Consider the following 25,137-nt stretch of genomic DNA (forward strand, 5'->3'; position numbering starts at 1 on the left):
ATCAGCGGGACACGGCAGATCCAGGCGTTCGAATCGTGTGTGCCGAGACGTATCGGCAAATATTGTAGGGATAGATCGGGCCGGAGCGGATCTGCGACGGTTTTTCTCGGACGTTTTCAACAGCTTTGTATCGGCGCCCGTCCGAAGCACGGGTATGACTACACAGGTCGTCGTTTTGGGCTCGGGATACGCCGGTGCGGGCGCTATCAAGAGCCTCGAAGACGAGTTACGGGGGCAAGCGGATATCACGTGGATCTCGGACGTCGACTACCACCTGGTTTTACACGAGGTCCACCGCTGTATCAGCGATCCGAGCGTCCAGGAGAAGATCACGATCCCGATCGAGGAGATCAAATCCCCGAGTACGCGATTCGTCGAGGGACACGTCAAGGACGTGGCCGTCGACACGCGGGCGGTCGAGCTGGCGGACGGACGGACGATCGAGTACGACTATCTGCTGGTCGGTGTCGGCAGCGAGACTGCGTTTTTCGGCCTCGATGGGCTCGAAGAGCACGCACACACCCTCAACAGCCTCGAGGACGCACTGGGGATCCACGACGCGACCAGGGACGCGGCGCGTCAGGCAACGCCGGACGATCCCGCACGGGTCGTCGTCGGTGGTGCCGGACTGTCCGGGATCCAGGCCGCCGGCGAGGTCGCGCGCTTTCGGGACGACGTCGACGCGCCACTCGAGGTGATGCTCGTCGAAGGGCTCGACTCCATCCTGCCCAACAGCGACAGCGGGCTCCAGCGGGCGCTTCGAGAGCGACTCGACGAGCGGGACGTCCGGATCCGGACCGGCGACTTCATCCGCGAGGTCGACGCGGAGTCGATCACTGTCGGCGACGAGGAGATCGCGTACGACGTACTGATCTGGACGGGCGGGATCACCGGCCGGCGGGAGATGGCAAGCGTCGATCTCGAGAAGGACCACGACTCCAACCGCGTCAGAGTCGAGACCACGTTCCGGACGAACGACGAGCGCGTGTTCGCGATCGGTGACGCGGCGATCATCGAGCAGTCCTCGGGCGAACCGGTCCCGCCGAACGCACAGGCAGCCTGGGATGCGGCCGAGGTCGCCGGCGAGAACATCGCCCGGGCGATCCGCGGACAGCCGCTCCAGACCTGGTCGTACGAGGACAAGGGTACGGCCATCTCGATCGGCGAAGACGCCGTCGCACACGGCGTGCTAAACCTCCCGATCACGACGTTCGGCGGGCTCCCCGCACGCCTGCTGAAAAAAGCGATCGCCGCTCGCTGGATCGCCGACATCACGTCGCCGGGACGTGCGCTGGGTGCCTGGAACGACATGTAAAGGCAGGTCGTGAGACTTATTCCGCCCCGCGCGTAGGTAGGGATATGGATCTGCGGGTCATCGAGAAAGACGACACCGCGCTCTCGATCGAGATCGCGGGCGAGGACCACACCTTCATGAACGTACTCAAGGGCGCGCTGCTGGAGACCGACGGGGTCGCCGCCGCGACCTACGACATGAATCCCGAGCAGTCGGGCGGTCAGACCGACCCGGTGTTGACGATCAAGACCGAGGAAGGGACCGACGCGCTCGAGGCACTAGAAACCGGGACCGACCGCGTCATCGAGAAAACCGACGCACTGACCGACGCGTACGACGACGCGGCGGCCTGAAGACGCGATTTCTGGCGGGGCTCGATTTCTGGCGGGCTAGCAGTACGCGATCGTGACAGCGACGGAGTCGTCCGGCGTCGCGTGCGCGTCGATTCCGAGTTGTGCAACCTCGCCATCAGTGGTCGAGGGGTAGTCAGCCAGTAACTGCAACAACAGCCCCGACACGACGCTGTCAGCGGTCGCGTTCGCGCCTGCCGGGCGTGCGGCCCCGCCGAAGACGATCTCCTCGTCACACGTCGTGTCGAACTGCCGGAGCTCCGACTCGCTCGTGACGTTCTCGGCGCCCGTGTAGGCCTCCTTGACCGCGCCTCTGTTGAGGTACGTCGCCATCGCGTCGAGTCCGTCAGTTCGGTCCGGCGACCCGGTTCGGTTGCTCGCGAGCGCTTCAAACAGACGTGACTCGACTTCGGACAGGTCGACACCGTTGACGGTCGCCGGATCCCCGGGCACGTCGTCGATCGTGGGTTGCGCCTGGGGGGTGAGACCCGGCACGTCGACGACGCCAGTGACACCGAGTGCGGCGACGACAAGCAACGCCACGATTGCCAGGGCGGCCGCCAGTTCGAACCGGCCAGCGAGATCGAAGTAACTGGCGGAGCGGCCGGAGTCGTCGTCGTACGTGAGCGGTTTCTTCTCGAAGGTCGTCCCGCCACAGCGGCTACAGGGCGGGTTGTTGCGCTGGTGGTGGCGCCCACAGTCCGTGCAGGCCCAGACGAACTGTTCGCGGCCCTCCTCGGCGGTCGTCTGTGGGACGACTGCCCGCTCGAACGCGTGGTGTCCGCAGTTGTCACACGGCGGGTCGTTGCGCTCATGGGGTTTGCCACACTGCGGGCAGCGCCATTTCATAGTGACCGTTGTACCGATTTACCGGCACAACTGCACGCCGTCGTACGGTCGATTCGAAACAGCCGGACAACGGTCAGTATCATAGCCGGACGGGCACGTCACGCTCGTCCAGGTACTCCTTGGTCTCCTGAATCGAGTACTCGCCGAAGTGGAAGATCGACGCCGCCAGCCCGGCGTCGGCGTCGGCCTCGGTGAACACCTCGTACATGTCCTCGGGGCCGCCACAGCCCGACGAGGCGATCACGGGCGTCGAAACGGTGTCGGTGACGGCTTTCGTCAGCGGGATGTCGTAGCCCTCCTTGGTGCCGTCGGCGTCGATCGAGTTGACGAACAGCTCGCCCGCGCCGCGCTCTTCGGCTTCCTGAACCCACTCGATGACGTCCATGTCCGTCCCCTCGCGACCGCCCTTGACAGTGCACTCGAACCAGGCCGACTCGCCGTCGATGTCGACGTAGTGTTCGCCCCCCTCGTCGAACCGGCGGCGGGCGTCGACACTGATGACGATACACTGGTTGCCGAAGGCCCGTGCGCCGTCCTCGATGAGGTCGGGGTTCGCGATCGCCCCCGAGTTGATCGAGACCTTGTCCGCACCGGCCCGGAGCGTTTCCTTGATGTCTTCGCGCGTCCGGACCCCGCCCCCGACCGTCAGGGGGATGAACACCTCGTCGGCGACCCGCTCGACGGTTTCGAGCATCGTCGCCCGCCCCTCTGCAGAGGCCGTGATATCCAGAAAGACGAACTCGTCGGCCCCGGCCTCGTTGTAGCGTTTGGCCATCTCGACCGGATCGCCCGTGTACTCCAGGTCCTCGAAGTTGACCCCCGTGTACACCGCCGCATTGCCGTCCTCGTCGAGATCCACGTCGATACAGGGGATGATCCGTTTGGTGAGCATCGCTTGTCTTCGTTTCGACCGAAGCGGGTATGACGGTTTCGCTCGTTGGAGCCGTCCGACATCTAAAAGAGACCCCCGATCGAACGGCAGGTATGGACGAACCAACGACCCCAGAGGGGACGTACGATCCGGGAAACGTCTCGTTGCCGTCGCGAGCGCCACCGCTCCGGAGCACGGCACCGCAGAGCCCGTTTACGGCCGGCCAGGTCGCGACCGGTGCGGTCGTGCTCGCGATCGGGCTCGCTGTCGTGTTCGGCGTGCCGCTGGCGCTGGCGTGATCACTGCTCGACCGGCGCGGACTCCCGATACTGCTCGCGGAACTCGCTGATGAGCTGTCCCATCTTGGCGTACCAGTCGTTGAGCACTCGCTGCATGTCGTCGGCGATCTGGTCCGGATCAGTCGGGTGATAGACGTGATAGTACCCACCCTGGTCGTAGTTCACCTGTTCTTTCTGGATGAATCCCGACGAGAGGAGACGCTGCACCGACCGATAGGCCGTCGAGCGCTCGCGGCCGACTGTCTCGGCGATCTCGTCGACGGTCAGCGGCTCTTCGGCATCCGACAGCGTCCGGAACACCTCCTTGTCGAGTTCCTTGAGACCGTGAATACACTCGAGAAGCCCCTCACAGTGCATGTCCTGTGAGAGGTACTCGGTCATCGCTTCTGGCATTGTGACTAGACTATTGGCGGAGCCAGCCTAAAAGCCTTGTGAGTAATGTACACTACCGCTAAATCCGGTGGAAACGCCGTTTCGATCGGGAATACAGGAGTATCGGTGTGGCGGAATCGCGGCAGACGTACGGCAGGAATATACCCCGACCGCGGAAACGAATTAGACCTATATTGTAGTAATAGCGAATCTCCGCCGGTATAATTGGAGGTTAATAGACGGTCGCACTGGGATAGGCGGCCGTCAAAGGTCTGTTGTCCCCGAACAATATTGTACAACAAGGTCAAAACTATTAAGAAGTCTGGACGGGTAGAGAGAGGTACAATGAGTGAAGCAGACGACATCGAGGAGATCAAGAAACAGAAGATGGAAGAGCTACAGTCCGAAGGAACGGAGACGGACGCGGAGGCGCCTGAGGAGCCGATTCACGTAGAAAGCTCCGATCACTACCAGGAGATCCTCGAGGACCACGACGTCGTCCTCGTCGACTTCTACGCCGACTGGTGTGGCCCGTGCCAGATGCTCGAGCCGATCACCGAGGACATCGCCGCCGAGACCGACGCTGCCGTCGCGAAGGTCGATGTCGACGCCCACCAGCAGCTTGCCGCGGAGTACGGCGTCCGCGGCGTTCCGACCGTGGTGCTGGCAGTCGACGGCGAGACGGCCGAGCAGATGGTCGGCGTCCGCGACAAGTCCCACTACGTCTCCCAGATTCAGCAGCACACGTGAACCCCCTCGGATCAAGTCCCGAGGCACTCGGCCTACTCCGCCTGTAGACCGAGACGCGGCCAGTTTCCGCGTCGGCCCATCGGACGAATTTCTGCGACCAGTCGTTTTTTGTGCGAACTAGCTGTAGCAGTCGTATGCCCCGCTATTTCGAGGACATCTCCGTCGGAGACACGGAGTCGTTCGGTGCCTACACGGTCACCCGCGAGGAGATTATCGAGTTCGCCCGCCAGTACGACCCCCAGCCGTTTCACGTCGACAGCGAGGCGGCCGCACAGTCCCCGTTCGGGGGGTTGGTCGCCAGCGGCTGGCACACCGCCGCGATGACGATGCGAGTGCTCGTCGATGGCTTCCTGGCGGAGAGCGAATCACGGGGCGCGCTGGGCGTGGACGAACTCCGGTGGTACGACCCGGTCCGCCCGGGCGATACGCTGACTGCGGAGACAGAGGTGATCGCCACGGAGCCCTGGGACGACAACTACGGAAAGGTCGAGGTCCGCGTCGAGACGCTCGTCGAGAGCGATGTCGTCTGTTCGATGATCGGGTTGATCCTGTTCGCAAAGCGGGAAGTCTGACACGGATCAGTCGTCGGCGGGCCGTTCAGCTGTCGCGACGGCAGTGTCGACCGCCGAGGGGAGGGCATCGAGATCCGCCGTCTCCGAGCGCTCTCGGAGTCGCTCGTATCGCCCGCGGGCACGCTCGCCGGCGTGCAGGCGTTCAGCGAGCGGCCGCGCCTCGATCAGGACCGTCGACGGCGCGCCCTCGGCCAGATCGAGCGTCCACTGACGCGGCCCGATGTCGGCGTCGGCGAAGACGAGGACAGCGGCGTCGGCGGCCAGATCGTGTGCCGCCGCGATCGCGTCCGGATCGGCGGGACCGACTGCAGGCGTGGTCGCGACCGGGACATCGAGCGATCGTGCGGTCTCGAGTGCGAGATCGCCGTCTCTGAGAACGCCCGCGCTCGGTTCGTGGCCGGCGTCCCGGAGCGTCGCGATCGCACGTGCGCCGGCCTGGCCACCGCCGACGACGTGGACACGTCGGGCGTCGACACCGAGCCCGTCGACTACTGTCCCATCACCAGCGCCAGCGGTCACGGTCGGCGTGCCGGTGACGGGGTTGGTCGCCGTCGCCGTCGTCGTCTCGAAGGCCGGATCGAGCACCTCCGAGCGGAGGACCGACTCCGGTGGGCCGACCGCGCGGATCCCCGCGTCAGACAGCAGCGCGAGCCGGTCACAGAAGCGCGCCGCGAGTTCCAGATCGTGGATCGCGGCCAGGGCCGCCCGCCCCTCGCCGACGAGTTCCCTGACGAGTCGGAGGATCTCGACCTGGTGGTTGACGTCGAGACTGGCCGTCGGTTCGTCGAGCGCGAGCAGGGGCGTGTCCTGAGCGAGCGCGCGAGCGACGAACACCCGCTGGCGTTCGCCGCCGCTGAGTTCGTCGATCGGTCGGTCCCGCATATCAGCGGTGTTGGTCAGCTCCAGAGCGTCCTCGATGCGCCGGCGGTCGGTCTCGGTAGTGCCGAACTGCGTGCGCCGACGGTGTGGCGCCCGCCCCATCTCGACGATGTCCGCGACGCGAAACGAGAAGGAGACGCTGGTGTCCTGGGGCACGGTCGCGACCCGGCGGCTCCACTCGCGGGCCGAACAGTCGGCCCGTCGGTCACCGTCGACGCTGACCGTCCCCTCGTCGGGGTCGCGGACGCCGTTGATCGTCCGCAGCAGCGTCGTCTTGCCAGCACCGTTCGGCCCGACCAGTCCGACGAACTCCCCGCGCCGGACGGCCAGCGAGACCGAGTCGAGTACGCGAGCGTCGCCGAACGCGGCCGAGACGTCGTCAACCGAGAGCAGCGGCTCGCTCACAGTTCGTGCACCTCCCGGCGACGGAGCAAAAACAGGAAGAAGGGTGCGCCCAGCGCGGCAGTGACGATCCCGACGGGCAGCTCCTGTGGGTTCGCACGGGCGATCGTGTCAGTCACGACCAGAAAGAGCGCGCCGGTGAGGGCGCTGGTCGGCAACAGCAGTCGGTGATCGGGCCCGACGACCAGCCGCATCATGTGCGGGACGATGAGCCCGACGAAGCCGATGACGCCGGCGACGGCGACCGCGGCGGCGGTCAGGAGACTCGACAGTGCCAGCAACAGGCGCTTGGTCCACTCGACCGGAATCCCCAGCGTCCGGGCGTCTTCCTCGCCGAGCATCAGCACGTTCAGATCGCGCGCGAACGGGACCAACGCGAGAAAGAGGACGGTGATCGCGGGCAGCGTCGCCCCCACATCGGCCCAGCCGGCCCCGTAGAGGTTGCCCATCAACCAGTAGACGGCCTCTTCGAGACTCTCGCCGCTCTGGAGCAACAGAAACGACACGACCGCGCCGAGGAACGTCTGGACGGCCACGCCCGCGAGCAACAGCGTCGCGACCGGCGTCCGGCCGCCCTCGGTCGCGAGCAGGTAGACGACGAAGGCCGTCACGACCGCGCCGAGGAACGCGGCCGTCTGGAGCCCGAACGGGACGGCCATCGGGACGGCGATCGTCGCGACCGCGCCCACCGCCGCACCGGTCGAAACGCCGATGATCGAGGGGTCCGCCATCGGGTTCCGGAAGAAGCCCTGCATGACAGCCCCGGCCCCGCCGAGCGCGAACCCGACCGTCGCCCCGAGGACGATGCGAGGCAGTCGGATCGACCGAACGATGAGCTCGCTCGTCGGGGCGATCTGAAACGCGAACGGATAGGCGTACTGCACGTCGACGGTCGGCCACGGTACGGACGCGCCCGCGACCGAGGCGGTGCCGATCGAGACGCCCAGACCGGTGGGGATCCCGACGGCGTTCAGCGCGGCCTTCGCGACGACAGCAAGCCGCAATTCAACAGGTCCGATCGTCGCGCTGGCGAGGACGGCAGCGACTAACGCCGCCAGCAAGAGCCCCGACCAGACGGCGACTCGGTATCGGATCCGCATCTACTCCAAGTCCATTTGCTTTAGATAAATATTTATTGGACTGTCCGCAACGAGCGAGGTGATGACGCGATCACGACTCGCGGTCGTCGCGATGGCGCTACTGTTGGTCGTCTCGACCGGCGCCGTCGGGGCGGTCGCACCGACCCAATCAGTCGAATCAGCGGACGGAGCACAGGCACACGGCGCGTCGATCGCGCCGGAGATGGATCACGGACAGGTCCTGCAGGCACAGCAGTCGAGTTGTTCGTTCCCGGTCGAGGTGACCGACGCGACCGGCGAGACGGTCACCGTCGAGGAGGAACCCGACCGAGTGGTCGCGCTGGGTGCGAGCGTCGCCCAGACGATGTGGGCGATCGACGCCGAATCGAAGGTCGTCGGGTTGCCGACCGGGTACACGACGGCGTATCTGAACGGCTCGCAGAACCGGACGAACGTCCTCGGGACGAGCATGAACCCAATCGTCGAGAATATCGTCGATCTCGATCCCGATGTGGTGCTGGCGGCGAACATCATCGACGAGGACGACGTCGAAACGCTCAGGGAGAACGGGTTGACAGTCGTCTACTTCGAGGAAGCGGGCTCCCTGGACGACGTGAGCGAGAAGACACGACTGACGGGCGAACTCGTCGGCTCGTGTGAAGACGCCGACGCGGTGGCCGACGAGATGGAATCGACGATCGAGTCGATCCGCGAGAGCGCCGACGACGGGGAGAACCCGACTGTCTACTACGCGATGGGCGGGGGCTACACGGCCGGTCCGGACACGTTCATCGGCGACGTGATCGCGACCGCGGGCGGGGACAACGTCGCGGCCGCGGCGGACATTCAGACGTACGGCGAGATCAGCGAGGAAGTGATCGCACAGGAGAACCCCGACTGGATCGTCATGCCGGAGGGACGGCAACTCCGGACGAGTGCCGCGATCAACGCCACGACGGCCGTCCGGAACGACCAGATCATCAGGGTGAACGCGAACTTCATCAGTCAGCCCGGACCGCGCGTGACTGAGCCGTTTCAGGATCTCTCGGCGGCGTTTAACCCCGAAAACGCCCCCAGTTCGACGACAGACACACCGGGGACGACCGAGGCCGGCGACGGCTTCGGTCCCGGCTTCGGACCGGTCGCAGCACTGGTCGCGATCGTCAGCGCCGGACTGCTCGCGCGTCGCCCCTGAGATGCACGCGGGGTCGCACGACGCAGTCTCGTTCGATTGCTTCGGGACGCTGCTATCGGTCGATCAGCCGGACGATCCGGCCGCCGCGATCGCCGAGTCGCTGGCGAGTCGCGGGATCGAGCGACCGGACGACTGGGAGCGCGCCTACGCGACGCCACACCAATCTGTCGAACCCGGCCGCGAACAGTCGCTGGTGGCCCACGTCAGTGCGGCGCTTTCGAGTCGCGGGATCGATCCCCCGGATTCGGCCGTGCGTGACGCCGTACTGGCGGCGTTCGAGTCGCCCGTCCGGACGCGTGACGGCGCAGGCGAGGCGGTCGCGGCCGCCGAGCACGTCGGCTCGGTTGGGGTCTGCTCGAACTGCAGCGTCCCCGGACTGGTCGAACGCTCGCTGGAGCGATCGGCGCTCGGCCCCGACCGGTTCGACGCGGTCGTGACGAGCGTCGGCTGTGGCTGGCGCAAGCCCGATCGGCGGGCGTTCGAGGCCGTCGCGGACGCGCTCGGAACCGTGCCGGCCGACCTGTTACACGTCGGTGACGATCCGGAGACCGACTGGGCCGCGCCCGAATCGGTCCTGCTTTCCGAGCGGTCGCTGTCTGAGCTGGCCGGGCGATGGAGGGGCGACTGATGGGGGCGGCTGCCGCGCTAGCGATCGGACTGGCGGTCGGCCTCGACGGGCTCGTCGGCGAGTTACCCAACCGGCTGCACCCGGTCGCGTATCTCGGCCGACTCGTCGGATGGACGGATCGCGAGTGGCGCCATCCCCGGCTCGTCGGCGCGCTCGCGGCCGTGACGATCCCGATTATCGCCGCCGCGATCGCCTGGGGGTTCGTCACGGGCGCTGGGCGCGTCGGCTGGATCGCCGGCGCGCTCGCGGCCGGGTTCGTCCTGTTCGTGACGACGAGCCTGCGCGCGCTCGTCGAGACTGCCCGGGACGTGATCGAGGCGACGGAAACCGACCGCGAACGGGCCCGCGAGCGGGTGCCGGCACTGATCGGTCGCGACCCCGAGGACCTGTCGCCGTCGGAGCTCCGCAGCGGTGCCGTCGAGAGCGCCGCCGAGAACCTCGCTGACGGGCTGGTCGCGCCGCTCGTAGCGTTCGTCGTCGGCGTTTCCCTGGGCGGAGTTGCGCTCGGAGCCGCGGCCGCCGGCTGGGTCAAGGGCGTCAACACGCTCGATTCGATGCTCGGGTACCGCTCGAAGCCGGTGGGCTGGGCCGGCGCCCGCCTGGACGATCTCGTGATGGCCGTGCCCGCCCGCGTGGCCGCCGTCGCGATCGCGCTCGCGGCCGGTCGGCCCGGTGCGGTCGTGGCCGCTCGCCGGTGGGCCCGCGAGCCCCTGTCGCCGAACTCGGGGTGGCCGATGGCGACGCTGGCGGTCGCGCTCGACGTGGGGCTGGTCAAGCCCGGTGCTTACGATCTCAACTCCGATGCGGCACTGCCGGATCGCGAGCGAGGCCGACGCGGCGTACGGGTCGTCACCGGGGCGGGCGTCCTGTCGATCCTCGCGGGCGGGGTGATCGCGTGGTTGTAGACGCCCTCCGCGGGGCGGTGGGCTTTCTCTCGCGGCTCCCGATCGGCCAGGACGACACCGCCTGGGAGGCGTTCCGGCACCGGCCCGCGTCGTTCCCGCTCGCGGGCTACCCCATCGGCGCGCTCGCGGCGGTCCCGCTGGCCGTCCTCTCGCCGCCGGCGACCGCCGCGGCCGCGTTCCTGGCGTGGACGTACGTCCTCACGGGGGTCGCCCACGCCGACGGGCTGACCGACCTCGGTGACGCGCTGGCGGTCCACGGCGACGCCGCGAAACGGCGGGAAGTGATGCGAGACACGACCGTCGGCGTCGGCGGCGTGCTCGCGCTGGCGATCGTGGTGCTCGCGCTGGCGCTCGGCGCGATCGGACTGACCGGGACGACTCGCGGGTGGCCCGCGATCGTGGCCGTCGTCGTGGCGAGCGAAGTGGGCGCGAAGGGGGCCGTCGCGACGCTGGTCTGTCTCGGCACGGCGACCCACGAGGGACTCGGCTCGGCGCTGACTGCAAACGCGGGCCCCGGGTCACTGCTCGCCGTCGTCGGTGCGCTCGCCCCCGCGTTCGGCCTGGTCGCGATCACGCCGGCGGCACCGGTCGCGACGCTCGGCGCCCTGACGACCGGAGCGGTAGTCCTGTGGCTCGCCCGCTCGACGGTCGGCGGGGTCAGCGGCGACGTGCTCGGCGCGACCAACGAACTGGCGCGGGTCGTCGCGATACACGCGGGGGTGGTCGCGTGGGCACACTGGTGACGGGGCGCGTGGAGGTGATCCCGTGGACGCGCTAGTGATGTGCGGGGGCCGCGGGACGCGTCTGGACGCCCCCGTCGAGAAACCGCTCTACGAGATCGGCGGCCGACCGATGGTCGATCGGGTCCTCGAGGGCGTCAGGCCGGCCGTCGGGACGACCTACGCCGTCGTCTCGCCGCACACACCCGAGACGGCCGCCCACGTCGACGCCCCGACGATCGAAACCCCGGGCGAGGGATACGTCGCTGATCTCGAACGGGCGCTTTCGACCGTCGAACAGCCGGTACTGACAGTGGCAGCCGATCTGCCGCTGCTGACTGGTTCGATCGTGGCCGGCGTCGTCGACGCCCACGAGCGGGGCTCGCTGTCGGTGTCCGTCCCGGCCGATCTGAAGCGCGACCTCGGAGTCAGCGCCGATACGACCGTCGAGAGCGAGAGCGGGGAACTCGCTCCGACCGGCCTCAACGTCGTCGGCGACGGGCCGGAGCGGCGACTCGTGCTGGCGGACGAACGGCTGGCGGTCAACGTCAATCGACCCGGTGACGCGAGGATCGCGGAGGAGTTACTATGACCCACGACACGAACGAACACGCGAGAGCAGCGATGGGACTGGTCGTCGGGACGACCGAGACGGCGACGATCGAGGGGATCAGCGCTGCCGGGGCAGATCCCGAAGCAATGGCACACACGCCCGCGGCCGACGCGGAGTTGATCGCCTACGGCGACGTGCTCGAAGCGCCGGCGGTGCCAGTCAGCCCGAGCGGCTGTCCGACCCCGGCGCTGGTTACCCGCGCCGTCCGGGACCTGGTCGGGTTCGACCTCGTGACGATCGACGCCGGTCTCGGCGTCGAAACGGCCGCTCCGACGGTCTCACTCGGAGATCGGGCGGGAAACGACATCCGCAAACCGACCGCGGTCCCCGACGCGGCCTCGCTGTGGGAGCGGGGACGACGGTACGGCCGGCGGCTCCCGGCGGATCGACTCGTGCTCGCCGAGAGCGTTCCCGGCGGCACGACGACGGCGCTCGCGGTCAGCGAGGCCCTGGGCGTCGACCTGTCGGTCTCCTCGTCGCTGCCCGAGAACCCTATCGACCGCAAACGGGCGGTCGTGACCGCGGCACTCGCGACGAGCGGCTACTCGCCGGGCGAGCTGGCGGGCCAGCCACGAGAAGCGCTGGCGGCGGTCGGCGATCCCGTGCTGGCCGTCCTCGCCGGGACTGCGGCCGGCGCGCTCGAAAGCGAGACCGACCTGCTGCTGGCCGGCGGGACCCAGCAACTCGCTGTCGTCGGTCTGCTGCGGGCGGCCGGAATAGATCAGCCGGTATCGGTCGCGACGACGCCGTTCATCGCCGAGGACCCGTCGGCGAACGTCCGGGAGGCGGCCGAGCGGCTGGGGGTGGAGGTGCTCGTGACCGACCCCGGATTCGATCGCGAGTCCGGGACCGTCTTCGAACGCTACCGCGCCGGCGAAGCCAAGGAGGGGGCCGGAATGGGCGGCGCGCTCGCGACGGCGGCCCGCGAGGACGTCTCGATGGAGCGGGTTCGAACGCGAATCGCCACACGCTACGAACACCTATGATCAGAGCACGGACACGAGTATGAACCGAGAGACAGCACACGGCGTCGGGCCGGTCACCCACGGGAGCAGCGACGATCCGGACCTGCTGGATTTCAGCGCGAACACGAACCCGCGGACGCCACCCGGCGTCGACGAGGCCTACGAGACAGCACTGAACGCAGCGACGTCGTACCCCCCGGAACCGCCGAGCGAGTACCGCGAGGCCGCCGCGGCGTACGTCGGCGTCGCGCCCGAAGCGGTCATCCCGACTCCGGGCGGGCTGGCCGCGATCAGGATGGCGATCGGGCTGGCCGTCGAGCCCGGGGACAGCGCACTCGTTCCGGCCCCGAGTTTCGGCGAGTACGCCCGGGAAGTCCGACTGCAGGGCGGGACGCCGGCGTTCGTCCCGCCGGCGGAGATCACCGAATCGGATCCGGGCGATTACGCGCTGGCGGTCGTCTGCAACCCGAACAACCCGACGGGCGAGGCGATCGACCACGGAGCGCTGCGCGCGTTCGCCCGGCGGTGTCGCGAGGGCGACACGCCGTTGCTCGTCGACGAGGCGTTTCTGGGATACACCGACCGCCCGTCGATGGCCGGCACCGAGGGCGTCGTCGTCGCGCGATCGCTGACGAAGCTGTTCGGACTGCCGGGGATCAGGGCCGGCTTCGCCGTCGCGACCGGCTCGTTCGGCGACGCGATGGAAAACGCCAGACGCCCGTGGAACCTGGGTGCGCCGGCGCTGGCCGTTGGAAGCCACGCGATGAGACAGACGGCGTTCGTCGAGGCGACGCGAACGCGAGTCGAGCGCGAGCGTCGGCGGATGCGCGAGACGCTGGACGGTCGGTTCGACGTGCGCGAGTCGGCGACGCCGTTCCTGTTGCTCGACGTGGGTGACCGACCGGTCGGCCCGCTCGTCGCCGCGGTGCGCGAACGGGGCATCGCCGTCCGGGACGCCACCACGTTCCGGGGGCTGGATTCCCACATCCGGGTCGCCGTCCGCGAGCCCGAGGAAAACGACCGGCTGCTGGAGGTCCTGCTGGATGTTTGAAACGACAATCCGAGAGGGAGTGTTGCAGCTCTCCCGGCCGGGGACGCGCTGGCTCTCGACTGGCTGGGACGGCGGCCGCTCGCACGGTAAGGCGGCCTACAACGTGACCGTCCCCAGCGGCTGGGAGCGGACTGACCTCGAACGCTACGCGACCGATCGGCTGGAATCGGCCGGCTTCGACGCTGACGGTCCCGTCCTGCTGACCGGCGTCTCCCAGGAACACGCGCGGTTCGCCCGACACGGACCGGTCGTCGCGGTGGCCACTGTCGGGCTCTCGAACCCGGCGGCGCTGGCGGTCGATCCGGACGACGAACCGGCCGACAGTGACGCGACGACAGAGCGTGGTCGCGCGCCGACGGGGACCTGCAACCTCTTCGTGGGGACGACCCGGGATCTGGCAGCCGGAGCGCTGGCGAACGTCCTGACCGTCGCGGCGGAGGCGAAGGCGGCGACGCTCCTGTCGGCAGTCGGATTCACGGGGACGACGAGCGACGCCGTCGTCGCGGCGTGCGATCCGGCGGGTGAGCCGGCGGCGTTCTCCGGCAGCGCGACGCCCGTGGGTGACGCCGTCCGAGCCTGCGTCCGGGACGCCCTGACAGCTAGCCTCGAGTCGCGGTACGCCGACGGATCCCCGCCGGCGAGCGTCGCCGACGCCGACCACGGAATCGTCACGACGACGACAGCGGAGGTAGACAAACTATGACAGACAACGGCCGAGGGGACCACGCACAGCAATCGGAAACGCCGGGGCAGGGCGTCATACGGTCGGTTGTACCGATTTACCGGTCGATCGCCTCCCGGCTCCGATCGATCCGGAACAGACGTACAACCGACCGTATCAGGCCCGTCGCGGAGCCGATCGAGGCAGCTGCACCCGAGGAATTCGGCCGCGTCCAGGCCTGGTACGGCGACGGGAAAGGCAAGACGACGGCCGCGCTCGGGATGGGGCTGCGGGCGGCCGGTCACGGCTACCGCGTCCACGTCCTGCAGTTCATGAAGGGCGGGGCCGACAGCGTCGAGGCCGCCCGCGGCGAGTACAACGCCATCGCACGGCTGCCGGGCATCACCTACGAGAACAGCGGTCACTACGGCTGGCACGGGCTGCTCGACGGCTCCAGCGACGACGAACACGCCGCCACGGCCCGGGCGGCCTTCGAGCGCGCCCGCGAGCTCGTCGACGCCGCGAGCGAGGCGGATCTGTCCTCGCCACTGCAACTGGACGGCGAACCCGACGCGGGCGTCCGGGGCAGCGTACGTATTCACACGCAGTGACGGCACCTGGAGCCAGCAAGCCAAACTCACCGCCAACCGCGGCGATGGTGACGACAAATTTGGGAGTTCAATCGCACTGGCAGGAGACACTGCCCTGATTGGATCCGAGGGTGACGAAGAGCCAGACTGGGATAACGCCGGATCGGCATACGTCTTCACCCGCAGTGACGGCGCCTGGAGCCAGCAAGCCAAACTCACTGCGTACGACAGTGATGAAGGCGACTACTTTGGCAACGCGGTGGAGCTGGCAGCCGATACTACATTGATTGGGGCCGAGCGCGATAATGATCCAAATGGAGAGAATGGCGGATCGGCGTATATATTCGATATCAAATAGCCCTCGAAATTCGGCGATATACTGAGCCCTGTCCTGGCGAGGAAAGACGCAAGACTGTCAAAGGGTCGGCTATGGTCTGAACGCGTTCGATACGTGATGACGAAGACGGGGCCATTAACGCTCGAATAGCCCCGAGAACTGAGAGGGAAACAGCGCACTCGCCCGACCAGTAAGGCGTTTACGTCCGGCCCGCCCACCAGAAGATATGGTCGAGAACGTCATCTGGCCCGCGGCCCTCGACGCGACCCGGACCCGCAACGAGGGGCGCCGGGTCGCCGAGGACCTGGCCGTCCCGGAGCCGACGGTCGAGGAGATCGCCAAGTCCGTCCAGCAGGTGGGCTACGACGCCCGGATCGAACGCGAAAAGACCTACCCGCGGGAGTACGAACCGCGCGGGCGGGTCGTCGTCACGAACGCCGACGACGCGAGCAAGAGCGATCTCCTGGGGGCCGTCGCGGCCTACCTCCAGGTGCTTCGGGACTGATGCAGCGCGCCGGCACTGTCCGGGAGATCGCCCAGAGCGTCGCCGTCGTGCGCTGTCCCGGCGACGCCCATCCCGACCTCGGAACGCCGCTGCTGGACGACCAGCTCGATACGGTCGGGCGGGTGGTCGACGTGTTCGGCCCGGTGGATCGGCCGTTCCTGGCGGTCTCGCCGGACGACGGCGTCCGGCTCGCCCCGCTTCTGGGTGAGACACTCTATTATCGCGATTCCTGACACTCTCGGGTACACGATCGGAGGCTAATCCGACCACGAGTTGGAGACCGGGTCCGACCGCGACTCACAGGAGTTATTCGGCTCGCTGGCGGATGGCCGCCCATGGAACAACGGACGCGAGCGGCCGTGGCTGCGCTTGGGATTGCGATGATCTTCCTGCTGGTCCAGCTCGGTGCGCTGGCGCTGGTCGGGCCGTTCGAACAGGCGGGACTGCAGGCGACCGAGGACCCACAGAACGCGACCAACAGCGTCGTCTACATCGGCGCGTTGCTGGTGATGACCGGGTTCATGCTGCTGGCGTTCAAGTACGATCTCGACATCGTGATCCGGGGGCTCGTCGTATTCGTCGGTGGCTACATCGGCTTTATAGTCCTCGCGTCAGTCGTCCCGACCACGATCGTCCCCGTCGCCGGTGCGAGTGCGCTCGCCTGGGCGGCCGCGGGGGCGATCGTCCTCGGGTTGGTCGTCCACCCGGAGTGGTACGTCATCGACGCGGCCGGGACCCTGATGGGTGCCGGGGCGGCAGGTCTGTTCGGGATCTCCTTCGGCGTGCTCCCGGCGCTCGTGTTGCTCGCCGCGCTGGCGGTCTACGACGCGATCAGCGTCTACGGGACCGAGCATATGCTCACCCTCGCGGAGGGTGTGATGGATCTCCGCGTTCCGGTCGTGCTGGTCGTCCCGCTGTCGCTGTCGTACTCGTTTCTGGACGCGGACACGCCCGACAGCGTCACCGAGGCGGAATCGGAGAGTGAGGGCCGAGAGGATTCAGACAGAGCAGACGGGGACGACTACAGCGAGCAAGGCGCAGACACGGAAACGGACGGCGACGAAGAGCCGCTCGACCGGGACGCATTGTTCATCGGGCTGGGCGACGCGGTGATCCCGACAGTCCTGGTCGCGAGTGCGGCCGCGTTTGCCCCCGCATCGGTCCCGACGGTCGCGGCCGGCGGGCTGGCGGTGCCGATGACGGCCATCGGCGCGATGGTCGGGACGTTCCTCGGGCTCGCCGTGCTGCTTCGGATGGTCCTGCGCGGGCGCGCCCATGCCGGACTGCCGCTGCTCAACGGCGGCGCGATCGCCGGCTACCTCCTCACCGCACTGGCGAGCGGGCTCTCGGTCGCGGAGGCAGTCGGGCTCGCCGGCGTCTAGTCTCGCGACCCAGTTGCTGACGAGCTTGTTATAGAAAGCTTCGCAGGCTCTGCCTACTGTCAAGACTCGCGTGTGAGATAGAAAGCGCTTATCGGCCACCTGTGTGCTCTTATAAAGGGCAAGGAGAATACCCGCGCCTTTAGACTGGGATGAGCCGATGCAGTGCCCGACTACCTGGCAGCAACCGTGAACGCGGAGAGGGATGTCAATTCTTTTCACTCACTTGGGAGACTCGTAATAATCGATTCAGTGAGAGCCGGCTCTAGTCCAGTGTCCCGGTATCCCGCTGCGAGGTTGACGTCGACAGCCCAATACTGGCCGTCGCCATCTTTGACCAAGTCAACCCCGACACCCCGAAGGTCAAATCGTTCAACAAATTCTCGGAGCGACGCTGCAAGTGCTGGCCTGATCTCTATCTGGCCGATGAATTGTTTCTCCCCGTGGAGCTTCGAGGTGACGCGCCGCCCCGCGACGTGTATTTCTGACCCGTCGTTGACGGCATAATACTTGTAATCGACTGGTTCCGTCGGAACCAGCTCCTGATAGAAATCTCCCTCGCCGTTGAGTTCGGGTTCGTCGTTCCAGATGTAGTAGCCTTTAGCGACGTACTCACCATCAGGTTTCTCGAAGGAGACTTCAGGTGTGAGAAATCCCATCTCCGAAAGCGCTCGAAGACCGACAAGCCGTGAACTGAACAAAATCACCGCCTGCAAGTTGTTCCACAGCACTATCCCCGTCCGTCGAGCATGCCTGAGAGCTGGGAGTGCACTCGGGAGTGTTTTCTTGTTAACGATCAACGAGAGGTCGGCGATCTGTTCTGGTGAGAGGGGTGATTGGGGATGGAAGAATCGAACCTGAAAGCCTGCACTCCGAAGACGCTCGGCTACGTCGCTGAACACCGGCTTGTGCTTTTGACACAGGATACCGATACCGCGATTACGTTCCATACGGCTCTACGGTGGTGTTCAAGCGCGAATTTGAATAGCATTCGGGTGTGTAGCGATTTCAATGAGTGGGGATGGCCCGACAGATGTGAACACACTGGCCAGTCCTATCGACTCAATACGGCGGGCGCATTTATTGGTGCAGGCTGTGTACTACCTTTTGTATGCCTGAAGAAGTACTGTTCAAATCAGAAAGCGACCAGAGTCGAGAAGAGATTGCATCGTACCTACGGAAAGTCGCGGACACCCTCGACAGCGGCAACGCTATCACGCTGAAAGCAGGCTCCGAATCTGTAACGCTGAATCCCCCTGCCCGACCGACCTTCGAAGTCAAAGCTGAACGCGAAGGTCCGGCTGGCAACATGACTGAACGAAGTATCGAGTTCGAACTCGAATGGGACGAGAACGACGGGGAGGAGGGTGGCGGAAGTGATCAGTTAGAAATCGAGTAGTCACTTCGGACGCACGCTGAGCAGCTGATTCAGGGGAACAGGTCTGGAGCAAATGTGGCCTCTGTGCTGACTTGGTCTCCTACATCTTTCATAATGGATTGAATATGGTTTGAGACTGACGGATAGATTAGGAACTGATGCGGAGGTGCGCTAATCGACTGTGAGATGTCTTATGAAACGCTATGCTGGCGTTTAGTCCATCGCTTCGCTCGCGGGGGCGAACGAGATCGACTCACCGAGATCGCGATCGGCGGCCTTCTCGTAGAGCATATGAGCGGCAGCGACGGTCTCGATCGCAGTGCCGCCGCTGTCGAACAGCGTGATCTCCTCGTCGCTGGTTCGGCCCTCGGCGGTCCCCGCGACGACGTCCCCGAGTTCCGCGTGGACGTGGTCGTCGTCGACGGCGCCCGCCTCGCGAGCGAGGATGAACGCCCCGGCGTCCTGTTCGATCCGGGCGCGCAGGTCCGGGACGTAGGTCGCCCGCTCGACGGTCCGCGCGTCGACCTCACGTTTCTCGGGGTGATATTGCCCCATCGCCGTGACGTGCGTGCCGGGTTCGAGCCGATCGCCGTCGAACACCGGCTCGCCGGATTTCGTCGCCGTGATGACGATGTCTGCGCCTTCGACGGCGGCCGCGGGCGAGGCGACGGCGGCGACGGTCGCGTCCAGTTCAGCGTTCATGTCGGCGGCGAAAGTCTCGCGGTGGTCGGCAGTCGGCGAGTAGACGGCCACCTGATCGAGGTCGCGGACGGTCGCCGTCGCCCGGAGCTGCCCCCTGGCCTGGATGCCGCTGCCGAACAGCCCGACCGTGCTGGCGTCGGCACGGGCGAGCGCGTCCACACCGACGGCCCCGGTCGCGCCGGTCTTGCGCGGATTGAGATGCGCTCCGTCGAACACCGCCAGCGGTCGCCCCGATTCGGCATCGTACACCGGTAACATGAAGTGCGCGTCCCCATCGCCGAACCCGGCGGCGTACGTGTAGCCACCCATTGCGCCCGTCTCGGGCAGAATCGCGAGATACCCCGTCAACATCCCTGGCGGATCATCCCGCGTCAGCGCGGTCCGTGGCTCGGCCGGGGCACCCTCGCCGCGCTGGCGATACCCCTCCCGAACCGCCGTGACGTACTCCGCAGGCGTCGCGAGCTCCTCTGTCTCCTCGCTCCGATAGAACGGTACTTCGACCATACGAGATGGGTTCGGTCCCGACGGTTGTATACCTGGCCGTCGCTGGATCGCGCCGGTCGAAACGGAGTTATCGGGCGTGATAACAGAGGTTGGCAGCCAGTAGCAGCCGGAAGAGCGTAGGCAGACCAGTACAAGGGTGGCATGTGGAACGCTCCGCAGTCAGGCAGTTTCAGTACCTGACGGCGAGATTTGTTGTTTTATCGAATGATAATCAGGGGCTAGCCCTTATACGAGAGGGATCCCCAGTTGAAAGTAGGCGGACGGTGGAACAAAACCCCGTCCACACAGGACAATGGACAGTGATGCTACGGACGACACGGCCGGGCTAGCGGGGGACGACGACCAGTCTCAGCGATACGCCGAGCTGACACTCGACGACGAGTTCGTGATCTACGACCGGGAGAACCACGAGGCCTGGATCCAGTCGACCGTGGCGGTGTCGATCGAGGACTATCAGTAAGGGTCCGTTTTCGTGCGGCGTTCGTTTCGCAGTCGATCACCCGCCGTACAGCCACGCGATCGTCATCCGCCAGGGAACGAGCAGCGCCAGTCCGACGCCGATCGAGACGGCCACAAACGTGAGCGCGACGCCGCCGGGGACGAACGGCAGCGCGCGAATCGCCATCGTGATCAGGACGGCCATCACCCAGGCTGGAGCCGTCCACGAGAACGCCCGAAGCGGGAATTTCCACGCGTCCGCCGTATAGAGACCCCCGACGAAGGCGGCCAGCAGCCAGCCGAGCAGGAAGGGGACGAACGCCTCGATTGCCGCGACCGGGGCGTTCCACGGCGGCGAGCCGTGTGTGAACTCCCCGATCGCGACGAACAGCCCGATCAGGACGACGTCACCGGCGGCGACCAGCGCGGACAGCCCCGTTCGATCGACGCGGCGATCGATCGCTCCGACCACCTGTATCATACCGGTAGCTCGGACCCCGAGCCTATGTGCCTTCGCGTTTCGAGGCGACACCGGCGACCGTGTATCCGAACCCGCCGTCGAGGAGGTGCGTCTCGAAGCCGGCAGTTTCGAGGCGGTTTCGAAGCTCGTCGGGAGCGACAAAGCGAGAGTCGAAGCCCACGAGTCGTTCGCCGACAGCCAGCACCCGGCCCGGGACAGTCGTCGGGTCGAAGTCGCTGACGACGATCACGCCGCCGGGGGCGAGCACGCGAAACGCCTCTTCGAAGAGACGGTCCCACTCGTAGATGTGATGGAGCGCGTCGACGATCGTGATCGCATCGACGGCGCCCGTCGACAGCGGCATGCGGCCGGCGTCCCCCTGCACGCTCGGAAGCGTCGCCTGTTCGAGCATCCCTCTGGACGCGTCGAGGACGAGTCGCTGTTCGACCGCGAGCGTCTGCGCCGCACGCCCGGTCCCGCCGCCGACGTCGACCAGTCGCCGGACGGGACGGTCGGCCAGTTCGAGCCCGCGAGTGAGATGAGTCGCCTGTGCGCCAGGCATAAACAGATCGTAATAGCGCGCGAACCGATCGAAGAGAGCGACGTCGCCAGTGGACATGCTACAGATAAGGCCCGGGACGATCAAAAGGAACGCGGAGCAATACGTCTTTGCCGCCGGGCGCCCTGGCCGACGTATGGAATTCGAACTGCTCGGCTGGGCCGACGACGGGCCGACGCTACGGCTCGACCACGAGCGGTTCAGCTACGCCGGGAAGTTCGTCATGTCGGCGACCGGCAAGGCCGCCGTTCGCGACGGAGCGATCGTCGCCGCGGCGGCGTTCGACCGCGACCGGACGGACGAGTCGACGCTGCGGATCCGCTACGTGACGGTCCGGCGCGACCGCCAGGGTGAGGGGATCGGATCGCAGCTCCTGCGGACGATCCGGGAGCGGGCGGCCGCTCGGGACTTCGAGCGAGTCGTGATCGCGGTGAACAACCCGTTCGCCTACGAGGCCGCCTCGAAGGCCGGGTTCGGCTACACGGGCGAGCAAACCGGGCTGGCCGAACGCGTCATGGCGTGGCCCGCGCCGGATCGCTCGGGATGGTACCGCGAGGGGATCGAAAGTTTCCGTGACGAAGAACTACCGCCGGAAGCCAGTGCGTTCATCGACGCGCGCGAAACGGCCCCACCGGTCGTCGATTCGTTTCCGGACGCGTAAGTCGGCGTTCGACCGTCGATTCGTTTCCGGACGTATAGGTCGGCGGCTACAGCACAGCGAGACGAAACAGCGCTCGTTCACGCCGACTGTCCGTCGATCGGCGCGGACTCGAACAGCCGCGAACCACACTCGTCACAGTCGACGGCTGCGACCTGATAGCTGCCACAGCAGGACTCGACGGTCTCGGTGTCGAACACGACCGGCGTGCCACACTCGGGACAGGTCTCCAGAAACAGTCGCAGTCCCTTGAGCAGGCGGCTCCGGTCGGCAACCGGCAGATCGTGCCACTCCTCGAGGCGGTCTTCGAGCAATCGAGCGGCGGCCAGATCCGCGTAAAAGGCCGCCTGTGACTCCAGCGCACCGATCAGCGCGCCGTCGACGGTGATGCGAAACGCATCGTCGACGGCCTCGAGTTCGACTTCGCCCGCCGAATCGATCCCCATCACGTCGATCAGTTCCTCGCGGTTGGTTCCGTCGCTGGACTTGACGGCCGCGATCTCCGCCTGCCAGGCCTCGTTGAACGACGAGGTGACCTGCAGATCCCCGGATGGCGCTTCTTCGAGGGCACCCGCCGCGAGTAACTCCGTCTCGGGATTCTCGACTGTCGGCCCCCCGTCAGTGCGAACCCGCCGTCGTGACGACGACTGTCGGTCTCGATCGGTCATACGCCCGCCGATTAGACACCGGGGCTTGTAAATTAATCCACTCGTGTCGTCGAACGCACGTCCGGTAAGGTGAAACCGCTGTCGGCCTAACGGCCGCTCGATGGGAAACGCAGCGCTTCGCGATCTGGCGGTTATCGAGGACGTGCCGTTCGCCGAGTTGCAGGGCTCGGTCGTCGCGGTGGACGCCCACAACTGGCTGTACCGCTATCTGACGACGACCGTCAAGTGGACCAGCGACGACGTGTACACGACGAGCGACGGCGAGGAAGTCGCAAACCTCGTCGGCGTCGTGCAGGGGCTCCCGAAGTTCTTCGAGCACGATCTGACGCCGGTGTTCGTCTTCGACGGTGCGGTCACGGATCTCAAGGACGACGAGGTAAAGCAGCGACGCGAAAAGCGCGAGGCGGCAGAGCAGCGCCTCGAGCAAGCACGCGAGCGCGGTGACGACCTCGCAGTCGCTCGATTGGAGTCACGGACCCAGCGACTGACCGAGACGATCGTCGAGACGACACGGGAGTTACTCGAACTGCTCGACGTGCCGATCGTCGATGCGCCGGCCGAAGGAGAGGCCCAGGCGGCGGTGATGGCCCGCCGCGGTGACGTCGATTACGCCGGCACGGAAGACTACGACGCCCTGCTGTTCGGCGCGCCGCTGACGCTCAGGCAACTGACCAGCAAGGGCGATCCCGAGTTGATGGATCTGGACGCGACGCTGTCCGAACACGACCTCACCTGGGAACAGTTGATCGACGTGGCGATCCTCTGTGGGACCGACTTCAACGAGGGCGTCTCCGGATACGGCCCGAAGACGTCGGTCAAGGCGGTCAGGGAACACGGGGATCTGTGGGGCGTCATCGAGGCCGAGGGGCTACAGGTCGAGAACGTCGACCGGATCAGAGGGCTCTTCCGGGATCCGCCGGTCGCCGAAACGCCGGCGTTGGATCTCGATATCTCGCCCGACGTGAGCGCGGCCCGCGAGTACGTCACCGAGACCTGGGAGGTCGACCCCGGAGAGGTCGAGCGCGGGTTCGAACGGATCGAGCAGTCACAGGTCCAGACCGGGCTCGATCAGTGGTCATAGCCGGGGTCGCAACACTCACCAACGGTCCAGTCGGAAGGTACGTGTATGTATCAAGTGCGTTCTCCCGGGGCGACAGTCCTGTTCGGAAGCCGGACGATGGACAGCGACGGATACGCGCTGGCGATGGCGACGGACCGAGCGACGACGATCGAGGCGACGCCGTCGGAGGCGGTGACGGTCACCGCAGGGGGCGAAACCCGGACGTTCGCGACCGACGAGACCGACCCAGTCGGCGACTGGACCGACCCGATCCGAGGGTGTTATGCCGTCCTGGCGGAGCGCGGTTTCGAACCCGGCGGGTTCGAGGGGACGATCGACGGGGAGCTGTACGAACGCTGGGCGGAGGTGGGCGATTCTGGAATCGGCGACCCGGAGGCGAGGGTGAGCCTGGAACTCGCGGTCCTGGCGTTGCTGGGCGCGGTGTCCGACCTGGACCTCGATCGGGCGGACATCGCCGGATTGGCAGAGCGCGTCGAGGCCGAGTTCTTCGGCCGCGAATACCGGACCCCGTTGCCGTCCGCGATTGCGCTTTCGAAGGCCGGGTCGGTGCTCTTTCTGGACGGGAGTAGTGACTCACAGGCCCGAATGGCCGTCCCGGAGCCCCTGGAGTTTCTCGCCGTCGAAACCGACGGCAGCGGGACACACGCTGACGACGTGCGGGCAAGCGTCCGGCAGGCACTGGACGAACTGGGCGTCGATTCCTCGACGGCGGTCGACCTGGCGACGCTCTCGCGGTTGGAGGGGGCAGACGCCGAGGACCTCGGCTACGTCGTCCGCGAAAACGCCCGGGCGCGCCAGGCGACAGTGGCCCTCGACGACGGCGAGTCCGAGCGGTTCGGCGCACTGCTCGACGAAGCACACCACGACGCGATGGAACACATCGGAGTGGGGACGGCCGAAGAGAGTCGAATCATCGAGACAGCAACGGAGAACGGCGCGTACGGTGCGCGAACGACCGAGACAGGTATCCTCATCGCGGTCGAGGGCGCTCGTATGGCCGCAGTGAGGGAGGCCATCGACGAAGTCAGCACGGACGGACGAGAAACGATACGTCTCGACCCGGCCGACGGCGTCGTCGTCTCGGAAGACGAATAGCGGTTACTCCGGGTCGCTCCGGGCTTCGTGACCCAGGTGCTGTTCGACCGCCTCGACTTTCTCGCTGGCCTGCTGTGCTGTGGTCCGCTTGTCGTCAATCTTCAGGAACGTCTCGACGCGGTCGGCGTCCACGGCCTGGTGGGCCGCCTGTGCGGCCGCGAACAGCTCGTCGGGATCGTCGGTCTCGATGATCGTCCCCATCGGCGTCGTCTCGTAGCTGACCCCGAAGTCCTCGAGGGCGGCGACGGCCTTCGCGACCTCGCCGGACATGCTCCCCTCGATCACCGGTGCGACGCTCAGAAACGCGATCAACGTCATATCTGAATGCA

Annotated in this window: 33 protein-coding genes and 1 pseudogene; 23 read left to right on the forward strand and 11 right to left on the reverse strand. The window is 66.6% G+C overall.

Features of this window, described 5'->3' with window-relative positions:
• Window positions 1–154 precede the first annotated feature (154 nt).
• Window positions 155–1,315, forward strand: a complete 1,161-nt coding sequence (locus HSEST_RS11610) for an NAD(P)/FAD-dependent oxidoreductase (RefSeq protein ID WP_229121092.1) — start codon at window positions 155–157, stop codon at window positions 1,313–1,315.
• A 44-nt stretch (window positions 1,316–1,359) separates the two neighbouring features.
• Window positions 1,360–1,647, forward strand: coding sequence for a DNA-directed RNA polymerase subunit L (locus HSEST_RS11615; RefSeq protein WP_229121093.1), 288 nt, complete (start codon window positions 1,360–1,362; stop codon window positions 1,645–1,647).
• Between the two features lie 36 nt (window positions 1,648–1,683).
• On the opposite strand, the gene HSEST_RS11620 is transcribed toward HSEST_RS11615, so the two are convergent.
• Together HSEST_RS11620 and hisF are read right to left on the reverse strand one after the other, a co-directional pair.
• Window positions 1,684–2,493 carry a hypothetical protein gene (locus HSEST_RS11620; RefSeq protein ID WP_229121094.1) on the reverse strand — a complete coding sequence of 270 codons (810 nt, stop codon included), beginning with the start codon at window positions 2,491–2,493 and terminating at the stop codon, window positions 1,684–1,686.
• Window positions 2,494–2,572: 79 nt separating this feature from the next.
• Window positions 2,573–3,385 carry an imidazole glycerol phosphate synthase subunit HisF gene (gene hisF / locus HSEST_RS11625; RefSeq protein ID WP_229121095.1) on the reverse strand — a complete coding sequence of 271 codons (813 nt, stop codon included), beginning with the start codon at window positions 3,383–3,385 and terminating at the stop codon, window positions 2,573–2,575.
• Window positions 3,386–3,477: 92 nt separating this feature from the next.
• Here hisF and HSEST_RS11630 point away from each other — a divergent pair, with 92 nt between their 5' ends.
• Window positions 3,478–3,663 (forward strand): DUF7550 family protein, encoded by a 186-nt coding sequence (locus HSEST_RS11630; protein ID WP_229121096.1) that lies wholly within the window; start codon window positions 3,478–3,480, stop codon window positions 3,661–3,663.
• On the opposite strand, the gene HSEST_RS11635 is transcribed toward HSEST_RS11630, so the two are convergent.
• Complete coding sequence (locus tag HSEST_RS11635; protein ID WP_229121097.1) at window positions 3,664–4,056, reverse strand: helix-turn-helix domain-containing protein; 393 nt, start codon at window positions 4,054–4,056, stop codon at window positions 3,664–3,666.
• A 324-nt stretch (window positions 4,057–4,380) separates the two neighbouring features.
• Here HSEST_RS11635 and trxA point away from each other — a divergent pair, with 324 nt between their 5' ends.
• Both trxA and HSEST_RS11645 read left to right on the forward strand, forming a co-directional pair.
• On the forward strand, window positions 4,381–4,785 hold the full coding sequence (gene trxA, locus HSEST_RS11640) for a thioredoxin (RefSeq protein ID WP_229121098.1): 405 nt from the start codon (window positions 4,381–4,383) through the stop codon (window positions 4,783–4,785).
• 134 nt (window positions 4,786–4,919) lie between these two features.
• Window positions 4,920–5,357, forward strand: a complete 438-nt coding sequence (locus tag HSEST_RS11645; RefSeq protein WP_229121099.1) for a MaoC family dehydratase — start codon at window positions 4,920–4,922, stop codon at window positions 5,355–5,357.
• Between the two features lie 6 nt (window positions 5,358–5,363).
• On the opposite strand, the gene HSEST_RS11650 is transcribed toward HSEST_RS11645, so the two are convergent.
• Together HSEST_RS11650 and btuC are read right to left on the reverse strand one after the other, a co-directional pair.
• Entirely contained in the window at window positions 5,364–6,641 is a 1,278-nt protein-coding gene (locus HSEST_RS11650; protein ID WP_229121100.1) for an ATP-binding cassette domain-containing protein, read from the reverse strand.
• Window positions 6,638–7,738 carry a vitamin B12 ABC transporter permease BtuC gene (gene btuC, locus HSEST_RS11655; protein ID WP_229121101.1) on the reverse strand — a complete coding sequence of 367 codons (1,101 nt, stop codon included), beginning with the start codon at window positions 7,736–7,738 and terminating at the stop codon, window positions 6,638–6,640. Before btuC ends, HSEST_RS11650 begins: the two co-directional genes overlap by 4 nt.
• A gap of 61 nt (window positions 7,739–7,799) precedes the next feature.
• Between btuC and HSEST_RS11660 the strand changes: the two genes are divergently transcribed.
• The 13 genes and pseudogenes from HSEST_RS11660 to HSEST_RS11715 all read left to right on the forward strand — a co-directional run bounded on the left by HSEST_RS11660 (window position 7,800) and on the right by HSEST_RS11715 (window position 17,268).
• On the forward strand, window positions 7,800–8,912 hold the full coding sequence (locus HSEST_RS11660) for a PGF-CTERM-anchored ABC transporter substrate-binding protein (RefSeq protein ID WP_229121102.1): 1,113 nt from the start codon (window positions 7,800–7,802) through the stop codon (window positions 8,910–8,912).
• A gap of 1 nt (window position 8,913) precedes the next feature.
• Window positions 8,914–9,540, forward strand: coding sequence for an HAD family hydrolase (locus tag HSEST_RS11665; RefSeq protein WP_229121103.1), 627 nt, complete (start codon window positions 8,914–8,916; stop codon window positions 9,538–9,540).
• Window positions 9,540–10,445 carry an adenosylcobinamide-phosphate synthase CbiB gene (cbiB, locus tag HSEST_RS11670; protein WP_229121104.1) on the forward strand — a complete coding sequence of 302 codons (906 nt, stop codon included), beginning with the start codon at window positions 9,540–9,542 and terminating at the stop codon, window positions 10,443–10,445. Before HSEST_RS11665 ends, cbiB begins: the two co-directional genes overlap by 1 nt.
• On the forward strand, window positions 10,436–11,188 hold the full coding sequence (cobS, locus tag HSEST_RS11675; protein ID WP_229121105.1) for an adenosylcobinamide-GDP ribazoletransferase: 753 nt from the start codon (window positions 10,436–10,438) through the stop codon (window positions 11,186–11,188). Before cbiB ends, cobS begins: the two co-directional genes overlap by 10 nt.
• Before the next feature lie 37 nt (window positions 11,189–11,225).
• Window positions 11,226–11,756 carry an NTP transferase domain-containing protein gene (locus tag HSEST_RS11680; RefSeq protein ID WP_229122994.1) on the forward strand — a complete coding sequence of 177 codons (531 nt, stop codon included), beginning with the start codon at window positions 11,226–11,228 and terminating at the stop codon, window positions 11,754–11,756.
• The gene (gene cobT, locus HSEST_RS11685; protein ID WP_229121106.1) at window positions 11,753–12,763 is read left to right on the forward strand and encodes a nicotinate mononucleotide-dependent phosphoribosyltransferase CobT; all 1,011 of its coding nucleotides are present in this window, start codon (window positions 11,753–11,755) and stop codon (window positions 12,761–12,763) included. Before HSEST_RS11680 ends, cobT begins: the two co-directional genes overlap by 4 nt.
• A 19-nt stretch (window positions 12,764–12,782) precedes the next feature.
• The gene (locus HSEST_RS11690) at window positions 12,783–13,793 is read left to right on the forward strand and encodes a threonine-phosphate decarboxylase (RefSeq protein ID WP_229121107.1); all 1,011 of its coding nucleotides are present in this window, start codon (window positions 12,783–12,785) and stop codon (window positions 13,791–13,793) included.
• Complete coding sequence (locus HSEST_RS11695; RefSeq protein ID WP_229121108.1) at window positions 13,786–14,496, forward strand: adenosylcobinamide amidohydrolase; 711 nt, start codon at window positions 13,786–13,788, stop codon at window positions 14,494–14,496. Before HSEST_RS11690 ends, HSEST_RS11695 begins: the two co-directional genes overlap by 8 nt.
• Window positions 14,493–15,035, forward strand: a pseudogene (locus tag HSEST_RS11700) (cob(I)yrinic acid a,c-diamide adenosyltransferase); the annotation flags it as partial. The gene HSEST_RS11695 and the pseudogene HSEST_RS11700, both read left to right, overlap by 4 nt.
• Window positions 14,989–15,402, forward strand: coding sequence for an FG-GAP repeat protein (locus HSEST_RS14685; RefSeq protein ID WP_418886551.1), 414 nt, complete (start codon window positions 14,989–14,991; stop codon window positions 15,400–15,402). The pseudogene HSEST_RS11700 and the gene HSEST_RS14685, both read left to right, overlap by 47 nt.
• Before the next feature lie 205 nt (window positions 15,403–15,607).
• Window positions 15,608–15,886 carry a signal recognition particle subunit SRP19 gene (gene srp19, locus HSEST_RS11705; protein ID WP_229121109.1) on the forward strand — a complete coding sequence of 93 codons (279 nt, stop codon included), beginning with the start codon at window positions 15,608–15,610 and terminating at the stop codon, window positions 15,884–15,886.
• Window positions 15,886–16,119 carry an H/ACA ribonucleoprotein complex subunit GAR1 gene (locus tag HSEST_RS11710; protein ID WP_229121110.1) on the forward strand — a complete coding sequence of 78 codons (234 nt, stop codon included), beginning with the start codon at window positions 15,886–15,888 and terminating at the stop codon, window positions 16,117–16,119. Before srp19 ends, HSEST_RS11710 begins: the two co-directional genes overlap by 1 nt.
• Window positions 16,120–16,221: 102 nt before the next feature.
• Window positions 16,222–17,268 (forward strand): presenilin family intramembrane aspartyl protease PSH, encoded by a 1,047-nt coding sequence (locus tag HSEST_RS11715; protein WP_229121111.1) that lies wholly within the window; start codon window positions 16,222–16,224, stop codon window positions 17,266–17,268.
• 215 nt (window positions 17,269–17,483) lie between these two features.
• Here the strand turns inward: HSEST_RS11715 and HSEST_RS11720 are convergent, their stop codons facing one another.
• A complete protein-coding gene (locus tag HSEST_RS11720; RefSeq protein WP_229121112.1) occupies window positions 17,484–18,215 on the reverse strand; it encodes a hypothetical protein in 732 nt (243 codons plus the stop codon).
• A 161-nt stretch (window positions 18,216–18,376) separates the two neighbouring features.
• On the opposite strand from HSEST_RS11720, the gene HSEST_RS11725 reads away from it, so the two are divergent.
• The gene (locus HSEST_RS11725) at window positions 18,377–18,664 is read left to right on the forward strand and encodes an amphi-Trp domain-containing protein (RefSeq protein ID WP_229121113.1); all 288 of its coding nucleotides are present in this window, start codon (window positions 18,377–18,379) and stop codon (window positions 18,662–18,664) included.
• Window positions 18,665–18,856: 192 nt separating this feature from the next.
• Here HSEST_RS11725 and HSEST_RS11730 read toward each other — a convergent pair whose 3' ends face one another.
• A complete protein-coding gene (locus HSEST_RS11730; protein WP_229121114.1) occupies window positions 18,857–19,849 on the reverse strand; it encodes an ornithine cyclodeaminase family protein in 993 nt (330 codons plus the stop codon).
• A 292-nt stretch (window positions 19,850–20,141) separates the two neighbouring features.
• Here HSEST_RS11730 and HSEST_RS11735 point away from each other — a divergent pair, with 292 nt between their 5' ends.
• On the forward strand, window positions 20,142–20,309 hold the full coding sequence (locus HSEST_RS11735; protein ID WP_229121115.1) for a DUF7331 family protein: 168 nt from the start codon (window positions 20,142–20,144) through the stop codon (window positions 20,307–20,309).
• A 36-nt stretch (window positions 20,310–20,345) separates the two neighbouring features.
• Here the strand turns inward: HSEST_RS11735 and HSEST_RS11740 are convergent, their stop codons facing one another.
• Entirely contained in the window at window positions 20,346–20,768 is a 423-nt protein-coding gene (locus tag HSEST_RS11740; RefSeq protein ID WP_229121116.1) for a DUF3054 domain-containing protein, read from the reverse strand.
• Window positions 20,769–20,790: 22 nt separating this feature from the next.
• Window positions 20,791–21,366: a class I SAM-dependent methyltransferase gene (locus tag HSEST_RS11745; protein ID WP_229121117.1), complete on the reverse strand. Its 576-nt coding sequence runs from the start codon at window positions 21,364–21,366 to the stop codon at window positions 20,791–20,793.
• Window positions 21,367–21,442: 76 nt separating this feature from the next.
• Here HSEST_RS11745 and HSEST_RS11750 point away from each other — a divergent pair, with 76 nt between their 5' ends.
• Window positions 21,443–21,967 carry a GNAT family N-acetyltransferase gene (locus tag HSEST_RS11750; protein WP_229121118.1) on the forward strand — a complete coding sequence of 175 codons (525 nt, stop codon included), beginning with the start codon at window positions 21,443–21,445 and terminating at the stop codon, window positions 21,965–21,967.
• 77 nt (window positions 21,968–22,044) lie between these two features.
• Here HSEST_RS11750 and HSEST_RS11755 read toward each other — a convergent pair whose 3' ends face one another.
• Window positions 22,045–22,632, reverse strand: coding sequence for a hypothetical protein (locus HSEST_RS11755; RefSeq protein ID WP_229121119.1), 588 nt, complete (start codon window positions 22,630–22,632; stop codon window positions 22,045–22,047).
• Between the two features lie 100 nt (window positions 22,633–22,732).
• Here HSEST_RS11755 and fen point away from each other — a divergent pair, with 100 nt between their 5' ends.
• Window positions 22,733–23,713 carry a flap endonuclease-1 gene (gene fen / locus HSEST_RS11760; RefSeq protein ID WP_229121120.1) on the forward strand — a complete coding sequence of 327 codons (981 nt, stop codon included), beginning with the start codon at window positions 22,733–22,735 and terminating at the stop codon, window positions 23,711–23,713.
• 45 nt (window positions 23,714–23,758) lie between these two features.
• Complete coding sequence (locus HSEST_RS11765) at window positions 23,759–24,808, forward strand: hypothetical protein (protein WP_229121121.1); 1,050 nt, start codon at window positions 23,759–23,761, stop codon at window positions 24,806–24,808.
• A gap of 3 nt (window positions 24,809–24,811) precedes the next feature.
• On the opposite strand, the gene HSEST_RS11770 is transcribed toward HSEST_RS11765, so the two are convergent.
• Window positions 24,812–25,126: an MTH1187 family thiamine-binding protein gene (locus HSEST_RS11770; RefSeq protein ID WP_229121122.1), complete on the reverse strand. Its 315-nt coding sequence runs from the start codon at window positions 25,124–25,126 to the stop codon at window positions 24,812–24,814.
• Window positions 25,127–25,137: the final 11 nt, after the last annotated feature.

The organism is Halapricum desulfuricans (assembly GCF_017094465.1).
Taxonomy (GTDB): Archaea; Halobacteriota; Halobacteria; order Halobacteriales; family Haloarculaceae; genus Halapricum.

Excerpts from the sequence above, each read along its gene's own strand:
- HSEST_RS11610 (WP_229121092.1), top strand. The coding sequence starts at position 155 with ATGACTACACAGGTCGTCGTTTTGGGCTCGGGATACGCCGGTGCGGGC.
- HSEST_RS11615 (WP_229121093.1), top strand. The coding sequence starts at position 1,360 with ATGGATCTGCGGGTCATCGAGAAAGACGACACCGCGCTCTCGATCGAG.
- HSEST_RS11620 (WP_229121094.1), bottom strand. The coding sequence starts at position 2,493 with ATGAAATGGCGCTGCCCGCAGTGTGGCAAACCCCATGAGCGCAACGAC.
- hisF (WP_229121095.1), bottom strand. The coding sequence starts at position 3,385 with ATGCTCACCAAACGGATCATCCCCTGTATCGACGTGGATCTCGACGAG.
- HSEST_RS11630 (WP_229121096.1), top strand. The coding sequence starts at position 3,478 with ATGGACGAACCAACGACCCCAGAGGGGACGTACGATCCGGGAAACGTC.
- HSEST_RS11635 (WP_229121097.1), bottom strand. The coding sequence starts at position 4,056 with ATGCCAGAAGCGATGACCGAGTACCTCTCACAGGACATGCACTGTGAG.
- trxA (WP_229121098.1), top strand. The coding sequence starts at position 4,381 with ATGAGTGAAGCAGACGACATCGAGGAGATCAAGAAACAGAAGATGGAA.
- HSEST_RS11645 (WP_229121099.1), top strand. The coding sequence starts at position 4,920 with ATGCCCCGCTATTTCGAGGACATCTCCGTCGGAGACACGGAGTCGTTC.
- btuC (WP_229121101.1), bottom strand. The coding sequence starts at position 7,738 with ATGCGGATCCGATACCGAGTCGCCGTCTGGTCGGGGCTCTTGCTGGCG.
- HSEST_RS11660 (WP_229121102.1), top strand. The coding sequence starts at position 7,800 with ATGACGCGATCACGACTCGCGGTCGTCGCGATGGCGCTACTGTTGGTC.
- HSEST_RS11665 (WP_229121103.1), top strand. The coding sequence starts at position 8,914 with ATGCACGCGGGGTCGCACGACGCAGTCTCGTTCGATTGCTTCGGGACG.
- cbiB (WP_229121104.1), top strand. The coding sequence starts at position 9,540 with ATGGGGGCGGCTGCCGCGCTAGCGATCGGACTGGCGGTCGGCCTCGAC.
- HSEST_RS11680 (WP_229122994.1), top strand. The coding sequence starts at position 11,226 with ATGTGCGGGGGCCGCGGGACGCGTCTGGACGCCCCCGTCGAGAAACCG.
- cobT (WP_229121106.1), top strand. The coding sequence starts at position 11,753 with ATGACCCACGACACGAACGAACACGCGAGAGCAGCGATGGGACTGGTC.
- HSEST_RS11690 (WP_229121107.1), top strand. The coding sequence starts at position 12,783 with ATGAACCGAGAGACAGCACACGGCGTCGGGCCGGTCACCCACGGGAGC.
- HSEST_RS11695 (WP_229121108.1), top strand. The coding sequence starts at position 13,786 with ATGTTTGAAACGACAATCCGAGAGGGAGTGTTGCAGCTCTCCCGGCCG.
- srp19 (WP_229121109.1), top strand. The coding sequence starts at position 15,608 with ATGGTCGAGAACGTCATCTGGCCCGCGGCCCTCGACGCGACCCGGACC.
- HSEST_RS11710 (WP_229121110.1), top strand. The coding sequence starts at position 15,886 with ATGCAGCGCGCCGGCACTGTCCGGGAGATCGCCCAGAGCGTCGCCGTC.
- HSEST_RS11715 (WP_229121111.1), top strand. The coding sequence starts at position 16,222 with ATGGAACAACGGACGCGAGCGGCCGTGGCTGCGCTTGGGATTGCGATG.
- HSEST_RS11720 (WP_229121112.1), bottom strand. The coding sequence starts at position 18,215 with ATGGAACGTAATCGCGGTATCGGTATCCTGTGTCAAAAGCACAAGCCG.
- HSEST_RS11725 (WP_229121113.1), top strand. The coding sequence starts at position 18,377 with ATGCCTGAAGAAGTACTGTTCAAATCAGAAAGCGACCAGAGTCGAGAA.
- HSEST_RS11730 (WP_229121114.1), bottom strand. The coding sequence starts at position 19,849 with ATGGTCGAAGTACCGTTCTATCGGAGCGAGGAGACAGAGGAGCTCGCG.
- HSEST_RS11735 (WP_229121115.1), top strand. The coding sequence starts at position 20,142 with ATGGACAGTGATGCTACGGACGACACGGCCGGGCTAGCGGGGGACGAC.
- HSEST_RS11740 (WP_229121116.1), bottom strand. The coding sequence starts at position 20,768 with ATGATACAGGTGGTCGGAGCGATCGATCGCCGCGTCGATCGAACGGGG.
- HSEST_RS11745 (WP_229121117.1), bottom strand. The coding sequence starts at position 21,366 with ATGTCCACTGGCGACGTCGCTCTCTTCGATCGGTTCGCGCGCTATTAC.
- HSEST_RS11750 (WP_229121118.1), top strand. The coding sequence starts at position 21,443 with ATGGAATTCGAACTGCTCGGCTGGGCCGACGACGGGCCGACGCTACGG.
- HSEST_RS11755 (WP_229121119.1), bottom strand. The coding sequence starts at position 22,632 with ATGACCGATCGAGACCGACAGTCGTCGTCACGACGGCGGGTTCGCACT.
- fen (WP_229121120.1), top strand. The coding sequence starts at position 22,733 with ATGGGAAACGCAGCGCTTCGCGATCTGGCGGTTATCGAGGACGTGCCG.
- HSEST_RS11765 (WP_229121121.1), top strand. The coding sequence starts at position 23,759 with ATGTATCAAGTGCGTTCTCCCGGGGCGACAGTCCTGTTCGGAAGCCGG.
- HSEST_RS11770 (WP_229121122.1), bottom strand. The coding sequence starts at position 25,126 with ATGACGTTGATCGCGTTTCTGAGCGTCGCACCGGTGATCGAGGGGAGC.